At 40.5% G+C, this 23,277-nt stretch carries 19 protein-coding genes; 18 read left to right on the top strand and 1 reads right to left on the bottom strand.

From position 1 onward, the window contains the following. The first annotated feature begins 2 nt into the window (after positions 1 to 2). The 11 genes from D8844_RS03280 to D8844_RS03230 all read left to right on the top strand — a co-directional run bounded on the left by D8844_RS03280 (position 3) and on the right by D8844_RS03230 (position 16,197). Complete coding sequence (locus tag D8844_RS03280; RefSeq protein ID WP_125421870.1) at positions 3 to 866, top strand: Rgg family transcriptional regulator; 864 nt, start codon at positions 3 to 5, stop codon at positions 864 to 866. Positions 867 to 946: 80 nt separating this feature from the next. Continuing rightward, positions 947 to 2,125: an MFS transporter gene (locus D8844_RS03275; protein WP_125421867.1), complete on the top strand. Its 1,179-nt coding sequence runs from the start codon at positions 947 to 949 to the stop codon at positions 2,123 to 2,125. 89 nt (positions 2,126 to 2,214) lie between these two features. Beyond that, a complete protein-coding gene (gene ligA, locus D8844_RS03270; RefSeq protein WP_125421864.1) occupies positions 2,215 to 4,173 on the top strand; it encodes an NAD-dependent DNA ligase LigA in 1,959 nt (652 codons plus the stop codon). 155 nt (positions 4,174 to 4,328) lie between these two features. Next, positions 4,329 to 6,614: a type I pullulanase gene (gene pulA, locus D8844_RS03265; protein ID WP_125421861.1), complete on the top strand. Its 2,286-nt coding sequence runs from the start codon at positions 4,329 to 4,331 to the stop codon at positions 6,612 to 6,614. A 197-nt stretch (positions 6,615 to 6,811) separates the two neighbouring features. Beyond that, a complete protein-coding gene (locus D8844_RS03260; RefSeq protein ID WP_033629729.1) occupies positions 6,812 to 8,236 on the top strand; it encodes an NADP-dependent glyceraldehyde-3-phosphate dehydrogenase in 1,425 nt (474 codons plus the stop codon). 271 nt (positions 8,237 to 8,507) lie between these two features. Then, complete coding sequence (gene glgB / locus D8844_RS03255) at positions 8,508 to 10,403, top strand: 1,4-alpha-glucan branching protein GlgB (RefSeq protein ID WP_125421858.1); 1,896 nt, start codon at positions 8,508 to 8,510, stop codon at positions 10,401 to 10,403. A gap of 158 nt (positions 10,404 to 10,561) precedes the next feature. Continuing rightward, a complete protein-coding gene (locus D8844_RS03250) occupies positions 10,562 to 11,704 on the top strand; it encodes a glucose-1-phosphate adenylyltransferase (RefSeq protein ID WP_125421855.1) in 1,143 nt (380 codons plus the stop codon). Continuing rightward, positions 11,694 to 12,833 carry a glucose-1-phosphate adenylyltransferase subunit GlgD gene (gene glgD / locus D8844_RS03245; protein ID WP_084918360.1) on the top strand — a complete coding sequence of 380 codons (1,140 nt, stop codon included), beginning with the start codon at positions 11,694 to 11,696 and terminating at the stop codon, positions 12,831 to 12,833. Before D8844_RS03250 ends, glgD begins: the two co-directional genes overlap by 11 nt. Next, positions 12,830 to 14,263 carry a glycogen synthase GlgA gene (gene glgA / locus D8844_RS03240; RefSeq protein WP_125421852.1) on the top strand — a complete coding sequence of 478 codons (1,434 nt, stop codon included), beginning with the start codon at positions 12,830 to 12,832 and terminating at the stop codon, positions 14,261 to 14,263. Before glgD ends, glgA begins: the two co-directional genes overlap by 4 nt. A gap of 164 nt (positions 14,264 to 14,427) precedes the next feature. After that, positions 14,428 to 15,072, top strand: a complete 645-nt coding sequence (serB, locus tag D8844_RS03235; protein WP_125421849.1) for a phosphoserine phosphatase SerB — start codon at positions 14,428 to 14,430, stop codon at positions 15,070 to 15,072. 9 nt (positions 15,073 to 15,081) lie between these two features. Next, entirely contained in the window at positions 15,082 to 16,197 is a 1,116-nt protein-coding gene (locus D8844_RS03230; RefSeq protein ID WP_070567425.1) for a glycerate kinase, read from the top strand. Here the strand turns inward: D8844_RS03230 and D8844_RS03225 are convergent. Continuing rightward, positions 16,194 to 16,640, bottom strand: a complete 447-nt coding sequence (locus D8844_RS03225; protein ID WP_049500679.1) for a YueI family protein — start codon at positions 16,638 to 16,640, stop codon at positions 16,194 to 16,196. The genes D8844_RS03230 and D8844_RS03225 overlap by 4 nt on opposite strands. 162 nt (positions 16,641 to 16,802) lie before the next feature. On the opposite strand from D8844_RS03225, the gene eno reads away from it, so the two are divergent. The 7 genes from eno to D8844_RS03185 all read left to right on the top strand — a co-directional run bounded on the left by eno (position 16,803) and on the right by D8844_RS03185 (position 23,125). Then, positions 16,803 to 18,107 (top strand): surface-displayed alpha-enolase, encoded by a 1,305-nt coding sequence (gene eno, locus D8844_RS03220; RefSeq protein ID WP_000022821.1) that lies wholly within the window; start codon positions 16,803 to 16,805, stop codon positions 18,105 to 18,107. A 265-nt stretch (positions 18,108 to 18,372) separates the two neighbouring features. Continuing rightward, a complete protein-coding gene (locus D8844_RS03210; protein WP_070567423.1) occupies positions 18,373 to 18,918 on the top strand; it encodes a hypothetical protein in 546 nt (181 codons plus the stop codon). A 145-nt stretch (positions 18,919 to 19,063) separates the two neighbouring features. Continuing rightward, entirely contained in the window at positions 19,064 to 19,558 is a 495-nt protein-coding gene (locus D8844_RS03205) for a YkgJ family cysteine cluster protein (RefSeq protein WP_125421846.1), read from the top strand. A gap of 202 nt (positions 19,559 to 19,760) precedes the next feature. After that, on the top strand, positions 19,761 to 20,597 hold the full coding sequence (locus tag D8844_RS03200; RefSeq protein ID WP_070567419.1) for an AraC family transcriptional regulator: 837 nt from the start codon (positions 19,761 to 19,763) through the stop codon (positions 20,595 to 20,597). A gap of 191 nt (positions 20,598 to 20,788) precedes the next feature. Further along, positions 20,789 to 21,832 (top strand): bifunctional glycosyltransferase family 2/GtrA family protein, encoded by a 1,044-nt coding sequence (locus D8844_RS03195; RefSeq protein ID WP_070683926.1) that lies wholly within the window; start codon positions 20,789 to 20,791, stop codon positions 21,830 to 21,832. Further along, on the top strand, positions 21,829 to 22,740 hold the full coding sequence (locus tag D8844_RS03190) for a phosphodiester glycosidase family protein (RefSeq protein ID WP_070683924.1): 912 nt from the start codon (positions 21,829 to 21,831) through the stop codon (positions 22,738 to 22,740). The genes D8844_RS03195 and D8844_RS03190 overlap by 4 nt, the downstream gene beginning before the upstream one ends. After that, entirely contained in the window at positions 22,715 to 23,125 is a 411-nt protein-coding gene (locus D8844_RS03185; RefSeq protein WP_070683922.1) for a hypothetical protein, read from the top strand. The genes D8844_RS03190 and D8844_RS03185 overlap by 26 nt, the downstream gene beginning before the upstream one ends. Positions 23,126 to 23,277: the final 152 nt, after the last annotated feature.

Genomic DNA, 23,277 nt, shown 5'->3' with positions numbered 1-23,277 from the left:
AAATGGAACATCTTGGAAAGGTATTTCGTGAATTTCGAACAAGTGGGAAGTACTCCTTGAAAGAGGCGGCAGGAGAATCATGTTCAACCTCTCAATTATCTCGCTTCGAGCTTGGGGAGTCTGATCTAGCAGTTTCTCGTTTCTTTGAGATTTTGGACAATATTCATGTGACTATTGAAAATTTCATGGACAAGGCTAGAGATTTTCAAAATCATGAACATGTTGCCTTGATGGCACAGATTATTCCGCTTTACTACTCAAATGATATTGCAGGTTTTCAAAAGCTTCAAAAGGAACAGCTTGAGAAAGCAAAGAGTTCGACCAATCCCCTCTATTTTGAGCTGAATTGGATTCTGCTACAAGGTCTGATTTGTCAAAGAGATGCTCATTACAGGATGAGTCAGAGTGATTTGGAAAAGGTAGCAGATTATCTTTTTCAAACAGAAGAATGGACTATGTATGAGTTGATTCTTTTCGGTAACCTCTATACTTTCTATAATGTGGACTATGTAGCTCGGATTGGCAGAGAAGTGATGGAGAGGGAAGACTACTACAAGGAAATTGGTCGGCATCGTAAACTCGTTTTGATTTTAGCTCTTAACTGTTACCAGCATTGTTTGGAGAACCGTTCTTTTGCGAATGCGGACTATTTTGAGGCCTATGTGGAGAAGTTGATTGGAAATGGTATCAAGCTTTATGAGCGCAATATCTTCCATTATCTCAAAGGTTTTGCCCTCTACCAGAGAGACTTGAAAGAAGAAGGTTGTTGTCAGATGCAGGAAGCCATGCATATTTTTGATGTACTTGGACTTCCAGAGCAAGTGGCTTACTATCAGGAACATTATGAAAAATTTGTAAATGCTTAAATTTCCCAAATAAGGGAAAAATAAAGAGACTCCTTTCAGTTTTGATACAATAGTTTCAAAATTTGAGAGGAGCTTTTTATATGAATCGACATGCAATCCAGTTGATTAGTCGTGGGGCTATTAATAAGATAGGGAATATGCTCTATGATTATGGAAACAGTGTTTGGTTAGCATCAATGGGGACGATAGGGCAGACTGTTCTTGGGCTTTATCAAATTTCTGAGTTGGTTACATCAATTCTAGTCAATCCCTTTGGCGGAGTGATTTCAGACCGCTTTTCGCGTCGCAAAATTTTGATGACGACGGACTTGATTTGTGGCGTTCTTTGCTTAGCTATTTCTTTCATCAGAAATGATAGCTTGATGATTGCTGCTCTGATCCTCGCAAATATTGTTCAGGCGGTTGCCTTTGCATTTTCTCGTACAGCCAACAAAGCCATTATAACTGAGGTTGTAGAGAAAGACGAAATTGTGACCTACAATGCTCGCTTAGAGCTCGTTTTGCAGGTTGTCGGTGTTAGCTCCCCTGTACTTTCTTTCATCGTTTTACAATTTGCCAGTCTCCATATGACGCTTGTTTTAGATGCCATTAGCTTTTTCATCGCATTTACTTTAGTAGCTTTTCTCCCCCAAAAAGAGACTCAGGAACAAGAGAAAAAGACTTTCAGCTGGAAAAATATTTTTGCTGATATGAAAGAAGGGATTCGCTATATTTGGCGCCAGCAAGAGATCTTTTTCCTTTTGGTAGTAGCTTCCAGTGTTAATTTCTTTTTTGCAGCTTTTGAATTTCTCCTCCCTTTTTCAAATCGACTATACGGGGTAGAAGGAGCTTATGCAACTATTTTGACTATGGGCGCTATTGGTTCGATTATCGGAGCTCTTCTAGCTAGTAAAATAAAGGCAAGTGTTTATAATCTTTTGATTTTATTGGCCTTGACTGGAGTTGGAGTTTTTATGATGGGATTACCACTACCAGCTTTTCTTTCCTTTTCTGGAAATTTAGTTTGTGAACTGTTTATGACGATTTTTAATATTCACTTTTTTACTCAGGTACAAACCAAGGTTGAGGGGGAATACTTGGGAAGAGTACTAAGCACCATTTTTACCTTAGCCATCCTATTTATGCCGATTGCAAAAGGCTTTATGACGGTGCTACCAAGTGTCCATCTCTCTTCTTTTCTGATAATTGGAAGCGGGGTTATTGTCCTGTCTTGTTTTTCCCTCGTTTATGTGCGAAGTCATTTTAAAAAAGAGTTATAATTTCTCTTTTTTAGAAAATATTACACTACAAACCATTTTTCAGTCCTTCTCTATTGTGAGGAGGGCTTGCTTTGTGGTAAAATGGGATTATGAATGAGAGAATGAATGAGTTAGTTGCCTTACTTAACCGCTATGCGACCGAGTACTATACGAGTGACAATCCCTCGGTTTCAGATAGTGAGTATGATCGCCTCTACCGAGAGTTGGTCGAATTGGAAGCCGCCTATCCGGATCAAGTTTTAGCGGACAGTCCGACCCATCGTGTTGGTGGTAAGGTTTTAGATGGTTTTGAAAAATACAGTCATCAGTATCCTCTTTATAGTTTGCAGGATGCTTTTTCACGTGAAGAGTTAGAAGCTTTTGATGCGCGTGTGCGAAAGGAATTACCCCATCCGACCTATATTTGCGAGCTGAAAATCGATGGTTTGTCTATCTCACTTACGTATGAAAAGGGGATTTTGGTTGTCGGTGCGACACGTGGGGATGGTTCTGTTGGTGAAAATATCACAGAGAACCTCAAGCGTGTCAAGGACATTCCTTTGACCTTGCCAGAAGAACTTGATATCACTGTTCGTGGAGAGTGTTATATGCCACGCGCTTCGTTTGATCAAGTCAACCAAGCCCGCCAAGAAAATGGGGAGCCTGAATTTGCTAATCCTCGTAACGCAGCTGCAGGCACCTTGCGTCAGTTGGATACAGCAGTAGTGGCCAAACGCAATCTTGCGACTTTCCTCTATCAAGAAGCCAGCCCTTCTACTCGTGATAGTCAAGAAAAAGTCTTGGAGCATCTTGAACAGCTTGGTTTTGTAGTTAATCCTAAACGAATATTGGCTAAAAGTATAGATGAGATATGGGATTTCATCCAAGAAGTAGGACAAGAACGGGAGAAACTTCCTTACGATATCGATGGGGTGGTCATCAAGGTCAATGACTTAGCAGGTCAAGAAGAACTCGGCTTTACCGTTAAAGCACCCAAGTGGGCAGTAGCTTATAAATTTCCCGCTGAAGAAAAAGAAGCCCAGCTCCTTTCAGTTGACTGGACAGTAGGTCGGACGGGTGTTGTGACTCCGACTGCCAATCTAACACCTGTTCAGCTTGCTGGGACAACTGTTAGCCGTGCAACCTTGCATAATGTAGATTATATCGCTGAAAAGGATATCCGCAAAGATGATACGGTTATCGTTTATAAGGCTGGAGATATCATCCCTGCTGTTCTGCGTGTGGTAGAGTCTAAACGTGTTTCTGAAGAAAAACTAGATATTCCGACTAACTGTCCGAGCTGTGACAGTCAGTTGCTTCATTTTGAAGATGAAGTGGCTCTTCGTTGTATCAATCCTCGCTGCCCTGCCCAAATCATGGAAGGCTTGATTCACTTTGCCTCTCGAGATGCCATGAATATTACAGGACTTGGTCCATCTATCGTTGAAAAGCTTTTTGCTGCTAATCTGGTTAAGGATGTGGCAGATATTTACCATTTGAAAGAAGACGATTTCCTTCTTTTAGAGGGCGTCAAGGAAAAGTCTGCTTCTAAACTATATCAGGCAATTCAAGCATCCAAGGAAAACTCTGCTGAAAAGCTCTTGTTTGGTCTGGGAATTCGCCATGTCGGAAGCAAGGCTAGCCAGCTCTTGCTCCAACATTTCCATTCTATTAAAAATCTAGCCCAAGCTGATCCTGAGGAAGTAGCAAGTATCGAGAGCTTGGGTAGTGTGATTGCACAAAGTCTTCAGACTTATTTTGCTACAGAAGGATCAAAGATTCTCTTAGACGAGTTGAAAGAAGCTGGAGTCAATCTGGACCACAAAGGACAGACAGTAGTGGCAGATGCGGCCTTGTCAGGTTTGACCGTTGTGCTAACGGGGAAATTGGAACGCCTCACTCGCTCTGAAGCAAAAAGTAAACTCGAAAGTCTCGGTGCCAAAGTCACAGGCAGTGTATCCAAGAAAACGAATCTTGTCGTAGCAGGAGCAGATGCAGGAAGCAAGCTCCAAAAAGCACAGGAACTTGGTATTGAAGTTCGAGATGAAGCTTGGCTAGAAAGTTTGTAAAGAATAGTTAAAAACTAGATGTTAGATAGTCTGAAATTATCTCTCCTGATGTGTTTTTATATCTATTAATGCTATTCTCTATTGTGCTGAAATTCCCGTTAAATTCTTCAGCATGACTTAAAAATTTAAATTGAAATTAGAAATTAGGAAAAGAAATGTATAGATACCCTGTAGTCATCCATTTTCACCGAAAGAATGGGGATTATGATGCTTGTTCATTCAGTAGAAAACAAGCAGATGTTAAAGAAAATTTGTATTATGAAAATGACTATTTTGGAGCAAAATTCTCCTTTACAGTCACAAGTGAAGAAAGACTCGATACTTTAACCTTTTCTGTCGAAATAGATGGAAAGACAAAAGACTATCTCCTACGGTTTAACTATTATCCACTGTTGACTGAGGTTTGGATATTAGATGGTGATGAGACGGTTTATTATTCTGAAAATCCAGCCATTGCAAGTCCTTGCTATAAAGATCGAAACCCGTTTGCTTTTGATAAAGCTTTTCACAGTGAAAGTTTTGATCATCATTGGGGATACCAAGGAGAGTTAGGTTACAGTATCTCAGACTACCAGACGAGCTTTAAACTCTGGGCTCCAACCGCTACAGCAGTCCAAGTGGTCGTTTATGAAAATACAAGTAACGACGCGCCGATTTGGAAAACCTTTAATCTCGAGCGTGGGAATAGCTATTCATACAGCCATAAGTACAATACCATTGGTGTTTGGAGTGTAGACCTGGATGAAAATCTTGCAGGTAAAGCCTATCAGTATCAGATTGAGTTTCCGCACCACCAGACTTTGACACGAGATCCTTACACTATCGCTACAAGTCCTGACGGGAAACGTTCTGTCATCCTATCTCAGCAAGATAGACAGGTAGAAGGATTTAAAGTCAAACATGGGACAGATGCTCCTTGGCGTTTGGAAAACCCATGTAAAGCCGTTATTTGTGAGATGCACATTCGTGATTTTACAAAATCGCCGACATCTGGAGTTCCAGAAAACCTTCGAGGAACCTTCCTTGGGGCTGCCCATACTGGAACGGTTAACCAGTATGGTCAAGCAACAGCATTTGACTATATCAAAGAACTCGGCTGTAATTATGTTCAGCTCCAACCAATCTTTGATCGCCATAAGGAATATGACGAGGATGGAAATGTAACCTATAACTGGGGCTATGATCCTCAAAACTACAATGCTCCTGAACCAAGTTTCTCTAGCAATCTAGATGATCCTGGACAGGTTATTCGAGACCTTAAAACCATGATTCAAGCATATCATGATGCGGGAATCGGTGTCATTATGGATGTCGTTTACAACCATACCTTCTCAACGGTTGATGCACCTTTCCAAACAACTGTTCCCGATTATTACTATCGTATGAATCCAGATGGAACCTTCCAAAACGGCACAGGTGTTGGAAATGAAACCGCAAGCGAACACGAAATGTACCGCAAGTATATGATTGACTCACTCCTTTATTGGGTGAAAGAATACAATATTGACGGTTTCCGTTTCGACTTGATGGGAATTCATGATGTTAAAACCATGCAGGCAATTCGTTGGGCACTTGATGAAGTTGATCCTCGTATTATCACCTATGGAGAAGGCTGGGATATGGGGACCGGTCTTGCACCTTATGACAAGGCCAAGAAGGATAATGCCTACCAGATGCCAAATATTGGATTCTTCAACGACGATCAGCGTGATGCCATCAAAGGAGGAGAAGTTTACGGCTCAATTAAGGCAGGATTTGTTAGCGGTGCAGCTACAGAACCGATTGTAGCCAAAGCTATTCTTGGTAGCCGAGAGTTGGGTTCATATCTTAGTCCAAACCAAGTTCTTAACTACGTGGAAGCCCATGATAATTACAACTTGCATGATTTGTTAGCAACCCTTCACCCAGATCATAGTTCAGATAAGATTATGCGTCAGGTTGAGACAGCAACAGCGATGAGCATTCTTATGCAAGGAATGTCCTTTATAGAGCTAGGTCAAGAATTTGGACGCACCAAACTCCTTGCTACTGGAGAAAATGGCGAGCTGACTGCGGCAGATAGAGAACGTGCCATGAATAGTTACAATGCTCCAGATAGTGTCAACCAGGTCAACTGGGATTTAATCAATGAGAGACAAGAGAGCATTGACTTTATTCGCCAGATTATTCGCCTAAAAACACAAACACGTGCTTTCTCTTATCCTACATATGAAGAAGTTTATCGTCATGTCTTTGTCCATACAGCTGCTGAAAATAGTGGGTGGATTGTTTACGAGATTCATGGTGAAGCAGAGCACTTATTGGTGGTATTCAATGCCAAGGGAACTTCCTTCTACTTTGAAAATGCAGGAAATCTTGAAATGCTGGTATCCAATAGTCGTTCTCAAGAGTCTAATGTGATTGATGATATCAGCGTTGCAGTCTTGAAGGTACTTTCATAGTAAATGCCACAAAAAGGTTTAGTTAACTCTAGACCTTTTTTGAATTTTATTGAAAAACCAATATCTAATAGGAATAAATTTCAAATAATTTGAAGAATCAAGTTTGTGAAAAAAATATCAATATTTTCCAAAAAGGGGTTGTAATTTTCTGAAAATTTGATAAAATAAGTTTTAATCATTTTCAGGAGGAAGAGAATTTGACACATTATCAGAATTTAGTGAATGGAAAATGGAAATCATCAGAGAATGAAATTGCCATCTATTCTCCCATCAATCAAGAAAAGCTGGGTACAGTACCTGCTATGAGTCAGGCTGAAGTAGATGAGGCTATGAAAGCTGCGCGTGCAGCTCTCCCAGCATGGCGTGATTTAGCACCCGTTGAGCGTGCAGCCTATTTGCATAAGACAGCAGACATTTTGGAACGTGATAAAGAAAAAATTGGTACCATTCTTGCCAAAGAGGTTGCAAAAGGGATTAAAGCAGCCATTGGAGAAGTAGTACGTACAGCAGAATTGATTCGTTTTGCTGCTGAGGAAGGCCTCCGTATCACTGGACAAGCTATGGAAGGTGGGGGTTTTGAAGCTGCAAGTAAAAATAAACTAGCCGTTGTCCGTCGTGAGCCAGTTGGAGTCGTCCTAGCTATTGCACCATTTAACTATCCAGTCAACCTTTCTGGATCTAAGATTGCTCCGGCTTTGATTGCAGGAAATGTCGTTATGTTCAAACCACCAACACAAGGATCTATTTCTGGTCTCTTGCTGGCTAAAGCATTTGACGAAGCAGGAATCCCAGCAGGTGTCTTTAACACCATCACTGGACGTGGTTCTGAGATCGGAGACTACATCATCGAACACAAGGAAGTGAACTTCATTAACTTTACAGGTTCAACACCGATTGGGGAGCGTATTGGTCGTTTAGCTGGTATGCGCCCGATTATGCTGGAGCTTGGTGGAAAAGATGCAGCAATTGTTTTAGAAGATGCAGATTTAGAAAATGCAGCTAAGCAAATCGTAGGTGGTGCTTTTAGCTACTCTGGTCAGCGTTGTACTGCTATCAAACGTGTTTTGGTTGTGGAAAGCGTAGCAGACAGATTGGCTGAATTGCTCCAAGCCGAAGTTGCTAAGCTAACGGTCGGTGATCCATTTGACAATGCAGATATCACACCTGTTATTGATAATGCTTCAGCTGATTTCATCTGGGGATTGATTGAAGACGCTCAAGAAAAGGGTGCTAAAGCGCTCAGCCCAATCAAACGTGAGAATAATCTCATTTGGCCAGGACTTTTTGATTATGTCACAAGAGACATGAAATTAGCCTGGGAAGAACCATTTGGACCTGTTCTCCCAATTATTCGAGTTGCAGATGCCAATGAAGCACTTGAAATTGCTAATGAATCAGAATTCGGTCTTCAATCTTCAGTCTTTACAAATGACTTTAAGAAGGCATTTGAAATTGCTGAGAAACTTGAAGTTGGTACCGTTCATATTAATAATAAAACACAACGTGGACCAGATAATTTCCCATTCCTTGGTGTAAAAGGTTCTGGTGCAGGAGTGCAAGGAATTAAATATAGTATCGAAGCGATGACAAATGTTAAATCCATTGTTTTTGATGTGAGATAATTTATAAAATCAGGAAAATAACTTCCTGGTTTTATTTTTTTAAAAAAATACAGTAGAAAATTGATAAAAAACGAATATTCTGGTATTATAATAAAAAAATATATGGAAATTGTTTCGTGTTCTATTTTCTGGATATCTTTTTTAAAATGCTAGGTAATTTTTTGAAGACTTTCATAAAAAAATATGATTTCCTTCGTAAATTACTTGAAAGTTATCTTAAAAGAGTGTATAATAGAATTATAGAAAACGCTTACAAAAGAAAGGGGATTGAATGAATAATCAAGAAGCATTAAGAACCTTTACTACAGGTGAGAACTTTCACCTCCAGCATTATTTAGGAGCGCATAGAGAGGAGAAAAACGGAGAAATAGGCTATACCTTTAGGGTTTGGGCCCCAAATGCACAAGCAGTTCATCTAGTTGGTGATTTTACCGATTGGGTTGAGAATCAGATTCCCATGGTTCGTAATGAAGCAGGTGTTTGGGAAGTCTTTACGAGTCAAGCTCAGGAAGGTCAGATTTATAAATATCATATCACGCGTGCAAATGGTCACCAGATTATGAAGATCGATCCGTTGGCAGTTTATTTTGAAGCTAGACCGGGTACAGGAGCTGTTTTGACCAATATCCGTGAAAAGAAATGGAAAGATGGCCTTTGGCTAGCACGTCGCAAACGTCTGGGATTTTTCGAGAGACCAGTTAATATATATGAAGCCCATGCAGGATCTTGGAAGAGAAATCCAGATGGTAGTCCCTATACTTTTTCGCAACTGAAAGACGAGTTGATTCCATACTTAGTTGAGATGAACTATACACATATTGAGTTCATGCCTTTAATGGCTCACCCACTTGGATTGAGCTGGGGCTATCAACTTATGGGTTACTTTGCTTTTGAACATTCCTATGGTACACCTGAGGAATTCCAAGATTTCGTTGAAGAGTGTCATATAAATAATATCGGTGTTATCGTCGACTGGGTTCCGGGTCATTTCACTATTAATGATGATGCATTAGCATATTATGACGGTACACCAACTTTTGAATACCAAGACCACAACAAGGCTCATAACTATGGTTGGGGTGCGCTGAATTTTGACCTCGGGAAAAATGAGGTCCAGTCTTTCTTGATTTCAAGTATTAAATTTTGGATTGATTTTTACCACTTAGATGGTATTCGGGTCGATGCAGTGAGCAATATGCTGTATTTAGATTATGATAATGCTCCTTGGACTCCAAACAAAGACGGTGGAAACCTTAACTACGAGGGTTATTATTTCCTTCAACGGTTAAACACAGTGATTAAGTTAGCTCATCCAGACATCATGATGATTGCAGAAGAAAGTTCATCAGCAACAAAGATTACTGGCATGAAAGAAATGGGCGGCCTTGGATTTGACTATAAATGGAATATGGGCTGGATGAACGACATTCTCCGTTTCTACGAGGAAGATCCGATTTATCGCAAGTATGACTTTAATCTTGTGACTTTCAGCTTTATGTATGTTTTCAATGAAAACTATCTCCTACCTTTCTCACATGATGAAGTGGTTCATGGCAAGAAGAGTATGATGCACAAGATGTGGGGCGATCGCTACAATCAGTTCGCAGGTCTGCGCAACCTCTACACCTATCAAATTTGTCATCCAGGTAAGAAACTCTTGTTCATGGGTAGTGAGTACGGGCAATTCCTCGAGTGGAAGTCTGAGGAGCAGTTGGAATGGTCTAATCTAGAAGATCCGATGAATGCCAAGATGAAGCATTTTACTTCTCAACTCAATCAATTCTATAAAGAGCATCGCTGTCTTTGGGAAATTGATACTAGTTATGATGGTATCGAGATTATCGATGCTGATAATAGAGATCAGAGTGTCCTTTCCTTTATTCGTAAGGGCAAGAAGGACGAAATGTTAGTCTGTGTCTTTAACATGGCACCAGTTGAACGTAAGGACTTTACGATTGGTTTACCTGTTGCAGGTATTTACGAAGAAGTTTGGAATACAGAATTAGAAGAATGGGGAGGTGTGTGGAAAGAGCACAATCAAACAGTTCAGACTCAAGAAGGCTTATGGAAAGATTATGAGCAGACTTTGACCTTTACCTTGCCTGCCATGGGAGCAAGTGTCTGGAAGATCAAGCGTCGTTTGAAACCAGCTAAGAAAAAAGAATAATGAGCTGTTGATTACAATTTTTTAGATTTTAAAAACGGATGTACTTGTATTGGACTTGAAACACAAGAGAAATGGATTTCCTATTATTTTTATAAAAAGTTTGACTTCCGACCTTCTTTCGATTTTAACGTTCATATGACTTTATAAAGGAGTAGAAAATGAAGAATGAAATGCTAGCTTTGATCCTTGCGGGTGGGCAAGGAACACGTCTCGGAAAACTCACTCAAAGCATTGCCAAACCGGCAGTGCAATTCGGTGGGCGCTACCGTATCATTGACTTTGCTCTTTCCAACTGTGCAAACTCTGGAATCCATAATGTTGGTGTGATTACGCAATACCAACCTCTCGCTTTGAACAACCATATCGGAAATGGTTCTAGCTGGGGATTGGATGGTATCAATTCAGGTGTCTCTATTTTACAACCTTATTCAGCCAGCGAAGGAAACCGTTGGTTTGAAGGGACTAGTCACGCTATCTACCAAAACATTGACTACATCGACAGTGTTAATCCTGAGTATGTTTTGATTCTTTCTGGTGACCACATCTACAAGATGGACTATGATGATATGCTTCAGTCCCATAAGGATAACAATGCCAGTTTGACAGTAGCTGTCCTAGACGTACCTCTCAAAGAAGCTAGCCGTTTCGGTATCATGAATACAGATGCCAATAACCGTATCGTTGAATTCGAAGAAAAACCTGCGCAACCTAAGTCTACAAAGGCTTCGATGGGGATTTATATTTTTGACTGGAAACGACTTCGCAATATGCTTGTTGCTGCTGAAAAGAGCAATGTGGATATGTCAGACTTTGGGAAGAACGTTATCCCTAACTATCTCGAGTCTGGTGAAAGTGTCTATGCTTATGAATTTAATGGCTACTGGAAAGACGTTGGTACGATTGAGTCACTTTGGGAAGCCAATATGGAGTACATTTCGCCAGAAAATGCTTTGGATAGCCGCAATCGTCAGTGGAAAATTTACTCAAGAAACTTGATCTCACCACCAAACTACTTTGGTGCGCATGCACACGTTGAAGATTCATTGGTCGTAGATGGATGTTTTGTAGATGGAACGGTTAAACGTTCGATTCTTTCAACAGAAGCACAAGTACGTGAAGGTGCTGAGGTCGTTGATTCTGTTATCATGAGTGGGGCTATTATTGGCCATGGAGCAAAGATTATTCGTGCTATTATCGGTGAGGGTGCCATTATTGCTGACGGCGTAGAAATTGACGGAACTGACGAAGTACAAGTAGTAGGATACAATGAAGTAGTGGGGGTAGCAACAGATGAAGATTGATAAATATTCAGCCATTTTAGGAAACACAGTTGGTTTTCATGATATGTCAACGTTAACAGAACACCGTCCGGTAGCTAGCTTGCCTTTCGGTGGGAAATACCGTTTGATTGACTTCCCCCTTTCCAGTCTTGCAAATGCAGGTGTTCGTAGTATCTTTGGTATTTTCCAACAAGATAATATCAGCTCAGTTTTCGACCATATCCGTTCAGGTCGTGAGTGGGGCTTGTCAACCCTTCTAAGTCACTACTATCTAGGAATTTACAATACTCGTGTTGAAAGCAGTACAGTTGGAAAAGAGTATTACCAACAGCTTCTTACCTACTTGAGACGTTCAGGTTCAAACCAAACCGTTTCGATTAACTGCGATGTGCTGGTGAATATTGACTTGAATCAAGTCTTCCACCTACACAATACAACGAATGGTCCGATCACAGTTGTATATAAGAAACTTCCAAAGAAAGACATTTCAGATGTGAATGCTATCTTGGAAATCGATGAAACTGACCATGTTCGTTCGCACAAACTCTTTGATAACAAATCCACGGATGAACTCTTCAACATGTCTACAGATATCTTTGTTGTGGACACTCCTTGGTTGATTGAACGACTTGAAGAAGAAGCTCAGAAAGAATATCCTGAAAAGTTGCGCTATGTCCTTCGCGATTTGGCTGTAAAAGAAGGGGCTTTTGCTTACGAATACACAGGTTACTTAGCAAACATTCATTCTGTTCAGTCCTATTATCAAGCAAATATTGATATGCTTGAATCTAAAAAATTCTACTCTCTTTTCTCACCAAATCAAAAGATTTATACCAAAGTTAAGAATGAAGAACCAACCTACTATGCGAATACTTCAAAAGTAAGTACTTCTCAGTTTGCTTCTGGTAGTATCATTGAGGGTGAAGTAGTTCAGTCAGTCCTATCTCGTAACATTTATGTTCACAAAGATAGTGTTGTGAAGAACAGCGTTCTGTTCCCTCGTGTTGTGATTGGACAAGGTGCCCAAGTTGAATATGCTATCTTGGACAAGGGAGTTGAGGTTGCGGACGGTGTTGTCATTCGAGGCACAGCAGAACATCCAGTTGTAGTTAAGAAGGGTGAAACAGTAACAGAGGACATTTATTCATGAAAATTTTATTTGTAGCGGCAGAAGGAGCACCCTTTTCAAAAACAGGTGGTTTGGGCGATGTCATTGGCGCACTTCCCAAATCACTTGTAAAAGCGGGGCACGAAGTTGCAGTTTTCTTGCCTTATTATGATATGGTAGAAGCTAAGTTCGGTGACCAGATCGAGGATGTTCTCCACTTTGAAGTTAGTGTAGGATGGCGTAGACAGTACTGTGGTATTAAGAAGACGGTTTTGAATGGCGTAACCTTCTACTTCATTGATAATCAGTATTATTTCTTCCGTGGTCATGTGTATGGTGATTTTGACGACGGTGAACGCTTTGCCTTTTTCCAACTAGCTGCTCTTGAGGCCATGGAGCGCATCGGCTTTATCCCTGAACTTCTCCATGTTCATGATTACCACACAGCCATGATTCCCTTCTTGTTAAAGGAAAAGTATAGCTGGATTCAAGCCTATCAAGGAATCAGAACAGTTTTAACCATTCATAATTTGGAATTTCAAGGTCAATTTTCTGAAGGGATGTTATGGGATTTGTTCGGTGTTGGCTTTGAACGCTATGCTGATGGCACCCTTCGCTGGAATGATTGCCTTAACTGGATGAAAGCAGGTATTCTCTACGCGGATCGTGTCTCAACCGTTTCCCCTAGTTATGCGCATGAGATTATGACCAGTCAGTTTGGTTGCGGTTTGGACCAGATTCTTCGGATGGAGTCAGGTAAGGTTTCAGGTATAGTTAATGGTATTGACGCAGATCTCTATAATCCAGAGACAGATGCTCTTTTAGACTATCATTTTGATAAAGAAGATTTGTCTGGAAAAGCACAAAACAAAGCAAAATTGCAAGAGAGAGTTGGTCTACCTGTGCGAGCAGATGTTCCTCTAGTTGGGATTGTCTCTCGTTTGACACGCCAAAAAGGTTTTGATGTCGTTGTAGAAAGCTTGCATCGTTTCTTACAAGAGGACGTTCAAATCGTTCTTTTAGGAACAGGTGACCCGGCTTTTGAACATTCCTTCTCTTGGTTTGCACAAGTCTATCCAGACAAGCTATCAGCAAATATCACTTTTGACGTCAAACTTGCTCAAGAAATCTACGCAGCTTGTGATCTCTTCCTCATGCCAAGTCGTTTTGAACCATGTGGTTTGTCTCAAATGATGGCGATGCGCTATGGAACTCTACCATTGGTTCATGAAGTGGGTGGCTTGCGTGATACGGTTCAATCCTTCAATCCGATCGAAGGAACTGGTACTGGATTTAGCTTTGATAATTTAACACCCTACTGGCTTAACTGGAGTTTCCAAACAGCCTTGGATGTTTATAAGTACCAGCCGGACGTTTGGAGAAATCTACAAAAACAAGCTATGGAATGCGATTTCTCATGGGATACAGCCTGCAAATCTTACCTGGACTTGTACCATAGTTTAGTCAACTAATAGATAAAATCGTATGATTCTTTCATACGATTTTTGGGCTATTTATACTCTTCGAAAATCAAATTCAAACCGCGTCAACGTCGCCTTGTCGTACTCAAGTACAGCCTACGGCTAGTTTTCTAGTTTGCTCTTTGATTTTCATTGAGTATTAGAGAGGAGAACTGATGTCTCAAGTAAAAGGCCTATGTGTCATGGACGTTGACGGCACCCTGATAGCAGAAGAAGTGATTGATCTTTTAGGAAAAGAAGCAGGTTGCGAAGAAGAAATATCGCAGATTACAAGCCAGGCAATGCGAGGTGAACTGGACTTTGAAACAAGTTTACGAGCGAGGGTAGCTTTGTTAAAAGGTCTTCCGGTTTCGGTCTTTGATACTGTCTTCAAATCCATTCATCTGTCCAAGAATACTCAAGAATTTATCTCCATACTTCAAAAGAAGGGCATCCTAGTCGGTCTAGTGTCTGGTGGATTTGCACCAATAGTTGAGAGATTAGCAGAATCCCTTGGTATCTCCTATTTCTCCGCTAACCAGTTGGAAGTCAAAGACGACTTTTTAACAGGTAAATTAGTTGGTGAAATTGTGACAGGTCAAGTAAAAAAAGCTACTCTTGAGAGATTGAGAAAGGAATTAGAACTGCCCAAAGAAAGAACGATTGCCATCGGTGATGGTGCCAATGATCTCTTGATGTTAAAGTCAGCAGGTCACGGTATAGCCTTTTGTGCCAAGGAGATCGTAAAAACAGAGATAACTTGTCATATAGATACGAGGGATCTTTTAGAAGTTCTACCTTTGATTGATTTCTTAGAATGAGAGGGAACTATGAAAATTGTAATTGCACCCGATTCTTTTAAAGAAAGTTTGACGGCAGAAGAGGTCGCCAAAGCTATAAAAAGGGGTTTTGAACGGTCAATAGCAGATGTAGAATGTCTGCTTTGCCCTGTAGGTGATGGTGGGGAAGGAACTGAAGATGCTATTCGACATTCTCTTGAACTCGAAGAAAAATGGCAAGAGGTGACAGGACCTTTTGGCCTAAAAGAATCCATGCGCTACTTTCAAAAAGGCCAAATAGCGCTCTTTGAAGTTGCTGACTTGGTTGGTTTAGGAAAGATTCCGCAGGAGAAACGAAACCCTCTCCACATCCAAACTCAAGGTATTGGAGAGTTGATTCGCCATCTCATTGATCAAGGGATGAAAGAAATCTATATCGGAGTTGGTGGTACGGCTAGTAATGACGGTGGAATAGGCATCGCTGCTGGTCTGGGTTATCGTTTTTATGACAAGAATGGAAAAGAATTGCCAGCTTGCGGTCAGACTTTGCTTGAGTTCGAGTCAGTTTCAAATAGCAAGTTGTATAGGATTCCTGAAGATGTGAAAATCCGCATTTTAGCAGATGTTGTGAGCCCTCTATGTGGTCATCAAGGGGCAACCTATACATTTGGAAAACAAAAGGGCTTGGATCCTGCTTTGTTTGAGACAGTAGATTTGGCTATACAGGAGTTTTATGAAAAATTCTCGCCATCAACCCTGTCTCTGAAGGGAGCGGGAGCTGGTGGTGGGATTGCGGCTGGGCTCTGTGCCTTTGCTGAGGCCTGTATCGTATCTGGTATTGACACTTGCTTAGATTTGATTGACTTTGACAAGAAAGTTGCAGGGGCCGACTTGGTTATCGTTGGAGAAGGTAGACTGGACAGTCAAAGCTTTGCTGGAAAAGCTCCTATTGGTGTAGCAAAAAGAACTCCTGAAGGAGTTCCAGTTATCGCTATTTGTGGTAGTCTTTCCGAGGATTTACCTTCCCTACCATTCGAAAATATACAAGCAGCCTTTTCCATTTTAGAGAAAAGTGAACTTTTGGAAGACAGTTTGAAAAATGCAAGTCTCTATTTGGAGCACACATCTACTAATATTGGTCGTTTATTAAATATGAGAAATCATTAACCAAACCATTTCTTCCAGATGGATTTTTTAGGTGGCTCTGCCTTTTTCTCTTCCCAGAGGCTTGAGAATGCAAGTCTAAGGTCCTTTTCGTCTACTTGAACAGGTTCATTTGTATGAATGACAAGACCGAAAGGAGAGGTGATATGATCATCTGAAACAATAGTCGCCTGACAGTTGCTTTCCTTTGCTTGTTTTAAGTAAAAGACCTGTTTGTCAAACTCTATATTTGGAGAGATCTTCACAAAAAGTGCCTCTACCTTTTCTTGAAAGCTTTCTAAAATAGAGAAAAATCCATGTTCTAATTCAGGACTATTGGCAGTACTGATATCAGCGTAGCCAAGAACTCTTTCCTCAAAAGTTCCGAGATAGCGGCGTTGTTCATCTGGGTTTAATTTCGGCCCACCATGAGCTTTTTCTAGTAGTTGTTTTGATAAATCTGTCATAAAAACAGTATATCACAAAAATCGCAAGAAAACAGACAAAAGAAAGCGATTACTTTATAAAGTTAAGGAAAATTTGCACAAAGATAACGTTTTTTCTTGAAAAACGCTTATTTTTAAGGTATCATAGAGGTGTAAAAAATTTAACTCAAAGGAGAGTAAAAAATGTCAATTATTACTGATGTTTACGCTCGCGAAGTCCTAGACTCACGCGGTAACCCTACACTTGAAGTAGAAGTTTATACTGAATCAGGTGCTTTCGGACGTGGTATGGTTCCATCAGGAGCTTCTACTGGTGAACACGAAGCAGTTGAACTTCGCGACGGTGACAAATCTCGTTACGGTGGTCTTGGTACACAAAAAGCTGTTGACAACGTAAACAACATCATCGCTGAAGCAATCATCGGCTACGATGTACGTGACCAACAAGCTATCGACCGTGCTATGATCGCACTTGACGGTACTCCTAACAAAGGTAAATTGGGTGCAAACGCAATTCTTGGTGTGTCTATCGCTGTAGCTCGTGCTGCTGCTGACTACCTTGAAATCCCACTTTACAGCTACCTTGGTGGATTCAACACTAAAGTTCTTCCAACTCCAATGATGAACATCATCAACGGTGGTTCTCACTCTGACGCTCCAATCGCTTTCCAAGAATTCATGATCGTACCTGCTGGTGCACCATCATTCAAAGAAGCTCTTCGTTGGGGTGCTGAAATCTTCCACGCTCTTAAGAAAATCCTTAAATCACGTGGTTTGGAAACTGCCGTAGGTGATGAAGGTGGATTCGCTCCTCGTTTTGAAGGAACTGAAGACGGTGTTGAAACTATCCTTGCTGCGATCGAAGCTGCTGGATATGTTCCTGGTAAAGACGTATTTATCGGATTTGACTGTGCTTCATCAGAATTCTACGATAAAGAACGTAAAGTTTACGACTACACTAAATTCGAAGGTGAAGGAGCAGCTGTACGTACTGCTGCAGAACAAATCGACTACCTTGAAGAATTGGTAAACAAATACCCAATCATCACTATCGAAGATGGTATGGACGAAAACGACTGGGACGGTTGGAAAGCTCTTACTGAACGTCTTGGTGGTAAAGTACAATTGGTTGGTGACGACTTCTTCGTAACAAACACTTCTTACCTTGAAAAAGGTATTGCAGAAGGTGCTGCTAACTCAATCCTTATCAAAGTTAACCAAATCGGTACTCTTACTGAAACATTCGACGCTATCGAAATGGCGAAAGAAGCTGGTTACACTGCCGTTGTATCACACCGTTCAGGTGAAACTGAAGATTCAACAATTGCTGACATCGCAGTTGCAACTAACGCAGGACAAATCAAGACTGGTTCACTTTCACGTACAGACCGTATCGCTAAATACAACCAATTGCTTCGTATCGAAGATCAACTTGGTGAAGTTGCTGAATACCGTGGATTGAAATCATTCTACAACTTGAAAAAATAAGCTCTTTATTTGATTAGAGGCTGTAAAGCTATAAAAAAGCACTTTGGGACTCTTCCCCTTAGTGCTTTTTTGACTGGAGCTTGTCAACGTATATTATTTGTTAGTCAGTCGCCAGCCTATAACAAGCTGAATAAATGGTTTGAAACTTACTCAGATTTGTATTTTAGTATTATTCCATTACCGAATATGGGAGCGTATCATGAGTTGGTAGATATCTAGTTGATTGTATGATAAAATATAATAGACCTCAAAAAAGGAGATAAACTTGAAGATTAAGCAAAAATGGGAACGTAGATCATTTGGAACGGATTTTATCGCTAAAGGTTTATTATGGATAATTCTTTTTGTGGCTATTCTTTTCGGCTTTAACTATCTAATCTCTGGAAATTTTTATGCCTCTGAATTTTGGGATATGGTCGGAGGTGTTCTCGCTTTAATCGCTGCATTCATAGCATTAATTGTTTTTTCTAGACGAGCACTGATAGAGGGGTATTATATTAGTTCGTTAGATTTTGCAATGGCAACATTTGATGACGAAATTGAACATGATCCTGATTTTTCAAAACGTTATCATGAAATAAATGAAAAATATGCCGATAATAATAGGGAACGTATAAAAGCATTAGAGCCGTTACAAGAACATTATTGTTATCTTTGCTTTAAACAATATATCGAAGAAATGAATTGGTTTGAAAAATTTGTGATTTGTCTATATAGTGCATTTACAGTTGGAAAATTTTCTATTAACTTGGAATTATCTAGAGCTAGGAGAAGAAACTGGTTTGAAGATAGGATTAATGATTATTTTTAATAGATAACTTGAAAAATTATCGTTGATTTAACAACGTTTTTAGCCCCTCGGATTTTTTCCGAAGGGCTTTTTTTCTGTTCAGGGAGCAAAAAGGGGGCAGAGTTTATGGTATAATAGACAAAAACACTTGTATTAGGAAGAAATTATGTCTAAAGAGATTGATATTGAGTATTACCACCAACTAGCACTGCAAAAGCAGAAGGAGCACCGCAAAGTGTTAGCTAATCTAAAGAAAAAACCTCCTAAAAACTTAGATAAGATTGCGCAGCAGATTCACCAAGAAGTCTTTGCTGAGATTGATTGTACTGCCTGTGCTAACTGTTGCAAGACTTTGGGGCCTGACTTTAAAGAAGCAGATATCACCCGTATCGCTAAGTACTTTAAGATGAAATTACCGGCTTTTGAAGCGGAATTCCTTCAGGTGGATGAAGATGGGGATAAGGTTTTCAAATCCATGCCTTGCCCCTTTCTAGGAGGAGACAATCTCTGCTCCATCTATGATGTTCGTCCCAAGGCCTGTCGTGAATTTCCCCATACAGATAGGAAAAAGATCCATCAAATCAACCATTTGACGATTAAGAATACCTTGACCTGCCCAGCATCCTATCTCTTTGTTGAGAAATTAAAAGATAAGTTATAGATTTTACACCTTTAAATCTTGTACAAAAATTCTGGGGCGGAAGTATCTTATATCTGTTAGACTATAGTTAGAATTGAACACGGCCTAAAAGCTGTGTGAAAAAGATGAAATTTTCTCGGAGCAGGAGCCCCTCCGTCAATTTTCCAATTTTCACTTTGCTTTTAACGACCTTTGTATCTTATGGAGGTAAGAAAAGAAGAATATGATGCATCAATTCAATCAAACCATGGATTATTTGGAGCAGCAGCTGACTGGAGAAGTGGATATGAAAAGATTTCAGCAGTTATCGGGCTATTCTTACCCTCTCTTTAGTAGACTATTTTCCATCCTAGCAGATATGACTTTAGCAGAATACTTGCGCAATCGCAGGTTGTCAGAAGCTGTGACAGACTTGCGGGAAGACTCTGAGAAAGTCATCGATATAGCACTGAAATATGGCTACGACTCTGCGGATGCTTTTAGTGCGGCCTTTAAGAAATTCCATGGGGCAACTCCCTCAGAAGTTCGAAATGGAAAACCTTATCGGGTCTTTCCTAGACTTCAATTATCCTTAAAGATTACAGGAGGAAAGAACATGGATATCAAGATTCAAAAGAAGCCTGCATTTACCGTGGCAGGTGTCCTATTGGAAGCTATTGACAATAGTCAGTGCCCGTCTGCTTGGGAGAATCTCTATAACAATCACAGCGTTGAAAACCTAGAAAGTTTGGGTAGTGGGCAATCCTTTGGTGTCTGCTCGGATGTCAAAGAAGGCGAAATCATCAACTATATGGCTGCTTATGATGTGACGGATAAAGCTAAAGCAGAAGAACTAGGTCTGTCCATCAAAGATGTCCCAGCCGCTGAATATGCTATCGTACCAGTCAAAGGCCCTATACCAGCTAGCATTCACAATGCTTGGAAATATGTCTTGGAGGTCTTTTTCCCTGAAACAGGCTATCGCCACTCAGGAGCGCCAGACTTCGAAGTCTATACCGAAGGAGACATGTCGTCACCAGACTATCAAATGGAATTATGGATACCAGTGATTAAGTACTAGATCATTTTCTGACATTTTATAAAGATGCAAAACTAACTCTGTAGAAGGCACCTTCTACAGAGTTTTTCTTTTTTTGGAATCAGGGATTTTTAAGAAAAACAATAAAAGTGATTTTACTTTAATTTAAGTATAAGGAATTTTTAAGCATTTATCTGTATACTTTTCCAATCATCAAAGAAAGAGGTGTAAATATGAACTATCTAGTTATTCCAGCTTACGAACCTGACTACAATCTCATCAAATTGATTGAAAAGATTCACAACAGGAGCAATTTTTACATCATTGTCATTGATGATGGAAGTTCAGCAGAATGCCAAGACATTTTTGCTCAAGCAGAGGATTTTGCGACGGTGCTTCACCACCAGGTCAATCAAGGAAAAGGTCAAGCTCTGAAAACAGCCTTTGAGTACATTCAGTCACTTAACATGCCTGGAACTGTGGTCACAGCTGACTCAGATGGCCAACATAGGATCTGGGACATCTTTCGTAGCTTGACCAAATCAAATGAAAATCCTAATACACTTGTCCTTGGTGTCCGTGCCTTTAATGGCAAGGTTCCCTTACGTAGTCGTTTTGGAAACAGCTTGACTCGTATCTTGTTTAAACTGCAGACAGGTGTCGCTGTATCCGACACACAGACAGGATTACGTGCCTTTTCAACGGATATGATCCCTTTTATGCTCAAGGTAGAAGGACAACGGTATGAATACGAGATGAACATGCTCCTCGAAGCAAGCCAAGCCTACCCAATCTTAGAAGTTCCGATTGAAACAGTCTATATCAACGACAATGAGGCTTCTCACTTCCGACCTATTCGGGATGGCTTGATGATTTATAAAAATATTTTAAAGTTTGCGCTCTCGTCTTTTAGTAGTTTTATCGTAGATTATGTGGTCTACGCTCTCTCTATTCTATGCTTGAGCTTTATTCCGACAGGTCTTCGTGTTCTCCTCTCAAATGGTTTGGCACGTGTGACTAGCTCCATCTTTAACTTTTCTACCAACAAAAAATTGGTCTTTAAGAACAAGGCGAGCAGTTTTAAAACAGGATCAGGCTATTTTGGACTAGCAGTTGGTCTCTTTATCCTAGACACCATCCTGATTCGTCTCTTTAATTCAGGTCTTGGAGTCAATTTGATGATTGCGAAGATACTTGTCGGAATCATGCTCTTTATTCTCTCTTGGACAGTTCAAACTCGCTTTATTTTCAAAGAAAGGACTTGTAGCCCATTATGAAAGTTTTAAAGAAACCCTATCTATACGCCTCGGTCTTGGGCTTGCTCCTGACAAGCTCCTTTACCTATTCGATGTTGAAGACCTTTGTACTCGCTGAAACGATTTCCACTGTATCTAATACCGGCTCAACCTCTAACACCGCAGCAGCAAGTCAGGCAGCAAAAAATGCTCAAGTGACGGATACTAGCTATTCAGATGGAAATATCAGTGTCACCCTCACTGAAAAGACTGTCAATGAAACGCAAGTCTATGTGGCAGATATAACCCTTAGTTCATCGGATTATCTCAAAACAGCTTTAGCTCAAAACTCCTATGGAACTAACGTCACAGCTAAAACCTCTGTAACGGCTGCTGAAAACAATGCCATTCTAGCAGTTAACGGTGACTACTATGGAGCCAATAGTTCTGGTTATGTTATACGTAATGGAGTTGTCTATAGGGACAGTGTCCGTGAAGATGCTAGTAACGGTGACCTTGCCATTTACAAGGACGGCTCCTTTAAAATCATCTACGAGGACCAAGTTTCAGCCGATCAATTGGTTCAGGACGGTGTCGTCAATCTACTGGCATTTGGTCCGTCTCTAGTTGAGAATGGAGAAATATCTGTTGATACCAATACAGAAGTCGGTCAAGCCATGTCATCGAATCCTCGTACTGCCATCGGGATTATCGATGAAAATCACTACATCATCGTCGTTTCGGATGGTCGTACCTCTGAAAGCAAAGGCTTATCACTTTACCAGATGGCAGAAGTGATGAAATCTTACGGAGTGAAGACAGCCTATAACCTTGATGGTGGTGGATCCTCAACTCTCTACTTTAACGGTCAGGTAATCAATAAACCGACTACAGGTGGAAGTAAGATATCAGAAAGGGCGGTGAGTGATATTGTCTACATCGGTTACTAAAATCAAAAACAAACGCCTCAAAAAGACACTCGTTAGCTATAGTCTTCTCACTATTTTCTTATTTGCATTTAGCCGTATCTACGAGTCCTTTAGTTTTGGGGAGACCTCGCTTCATATGCACTATCTCTTTGCAGTCCCTCTAGTAGGGGGTATCGTTCTGGCATTACTGTTGAAAATCATGCCAAACGTAGGACGAATCAGCCTAAACTTGTGGAACTCGGCAGTTGCAGTCCTAACAGCTGGAATGCTCTTTCGAGGTATTGTCAATCTATCAGGTCGTTCAACGACCCTAGATCAACCTTACTGGTATGTCGGCCTAGCCTTTGGTATTTTGGCTATCGTCTCGCTTTTCTTTCATAAGAAAAACAGTCAAGAATTAGCTTAAAAATTGAAAACTGGTTGTTGAGAGAAACAGCCAGTTTTCTTGTTGAAGTTCATGACTATAGATCACAAAACCCCATATTATTTGTTTGGATTTTATGGGGCATGAGAATAGTTTTCTCGGTATAATAGTCCCATAGAAGATAAGGAGGCAGG

The organism is Streptococcus oralis (assembly GCF_003942875.1).
GTDB classification, from domain to species: domain Bacteria; phylum Bacillota; class Bacilli; order Lactobacillales; family Streptococcaceae; genus Streptococcus; species Streptococcus oralis_BX.
This window is presented reverse-complemented; position numbering and strand designations above follow the sequence as displayed.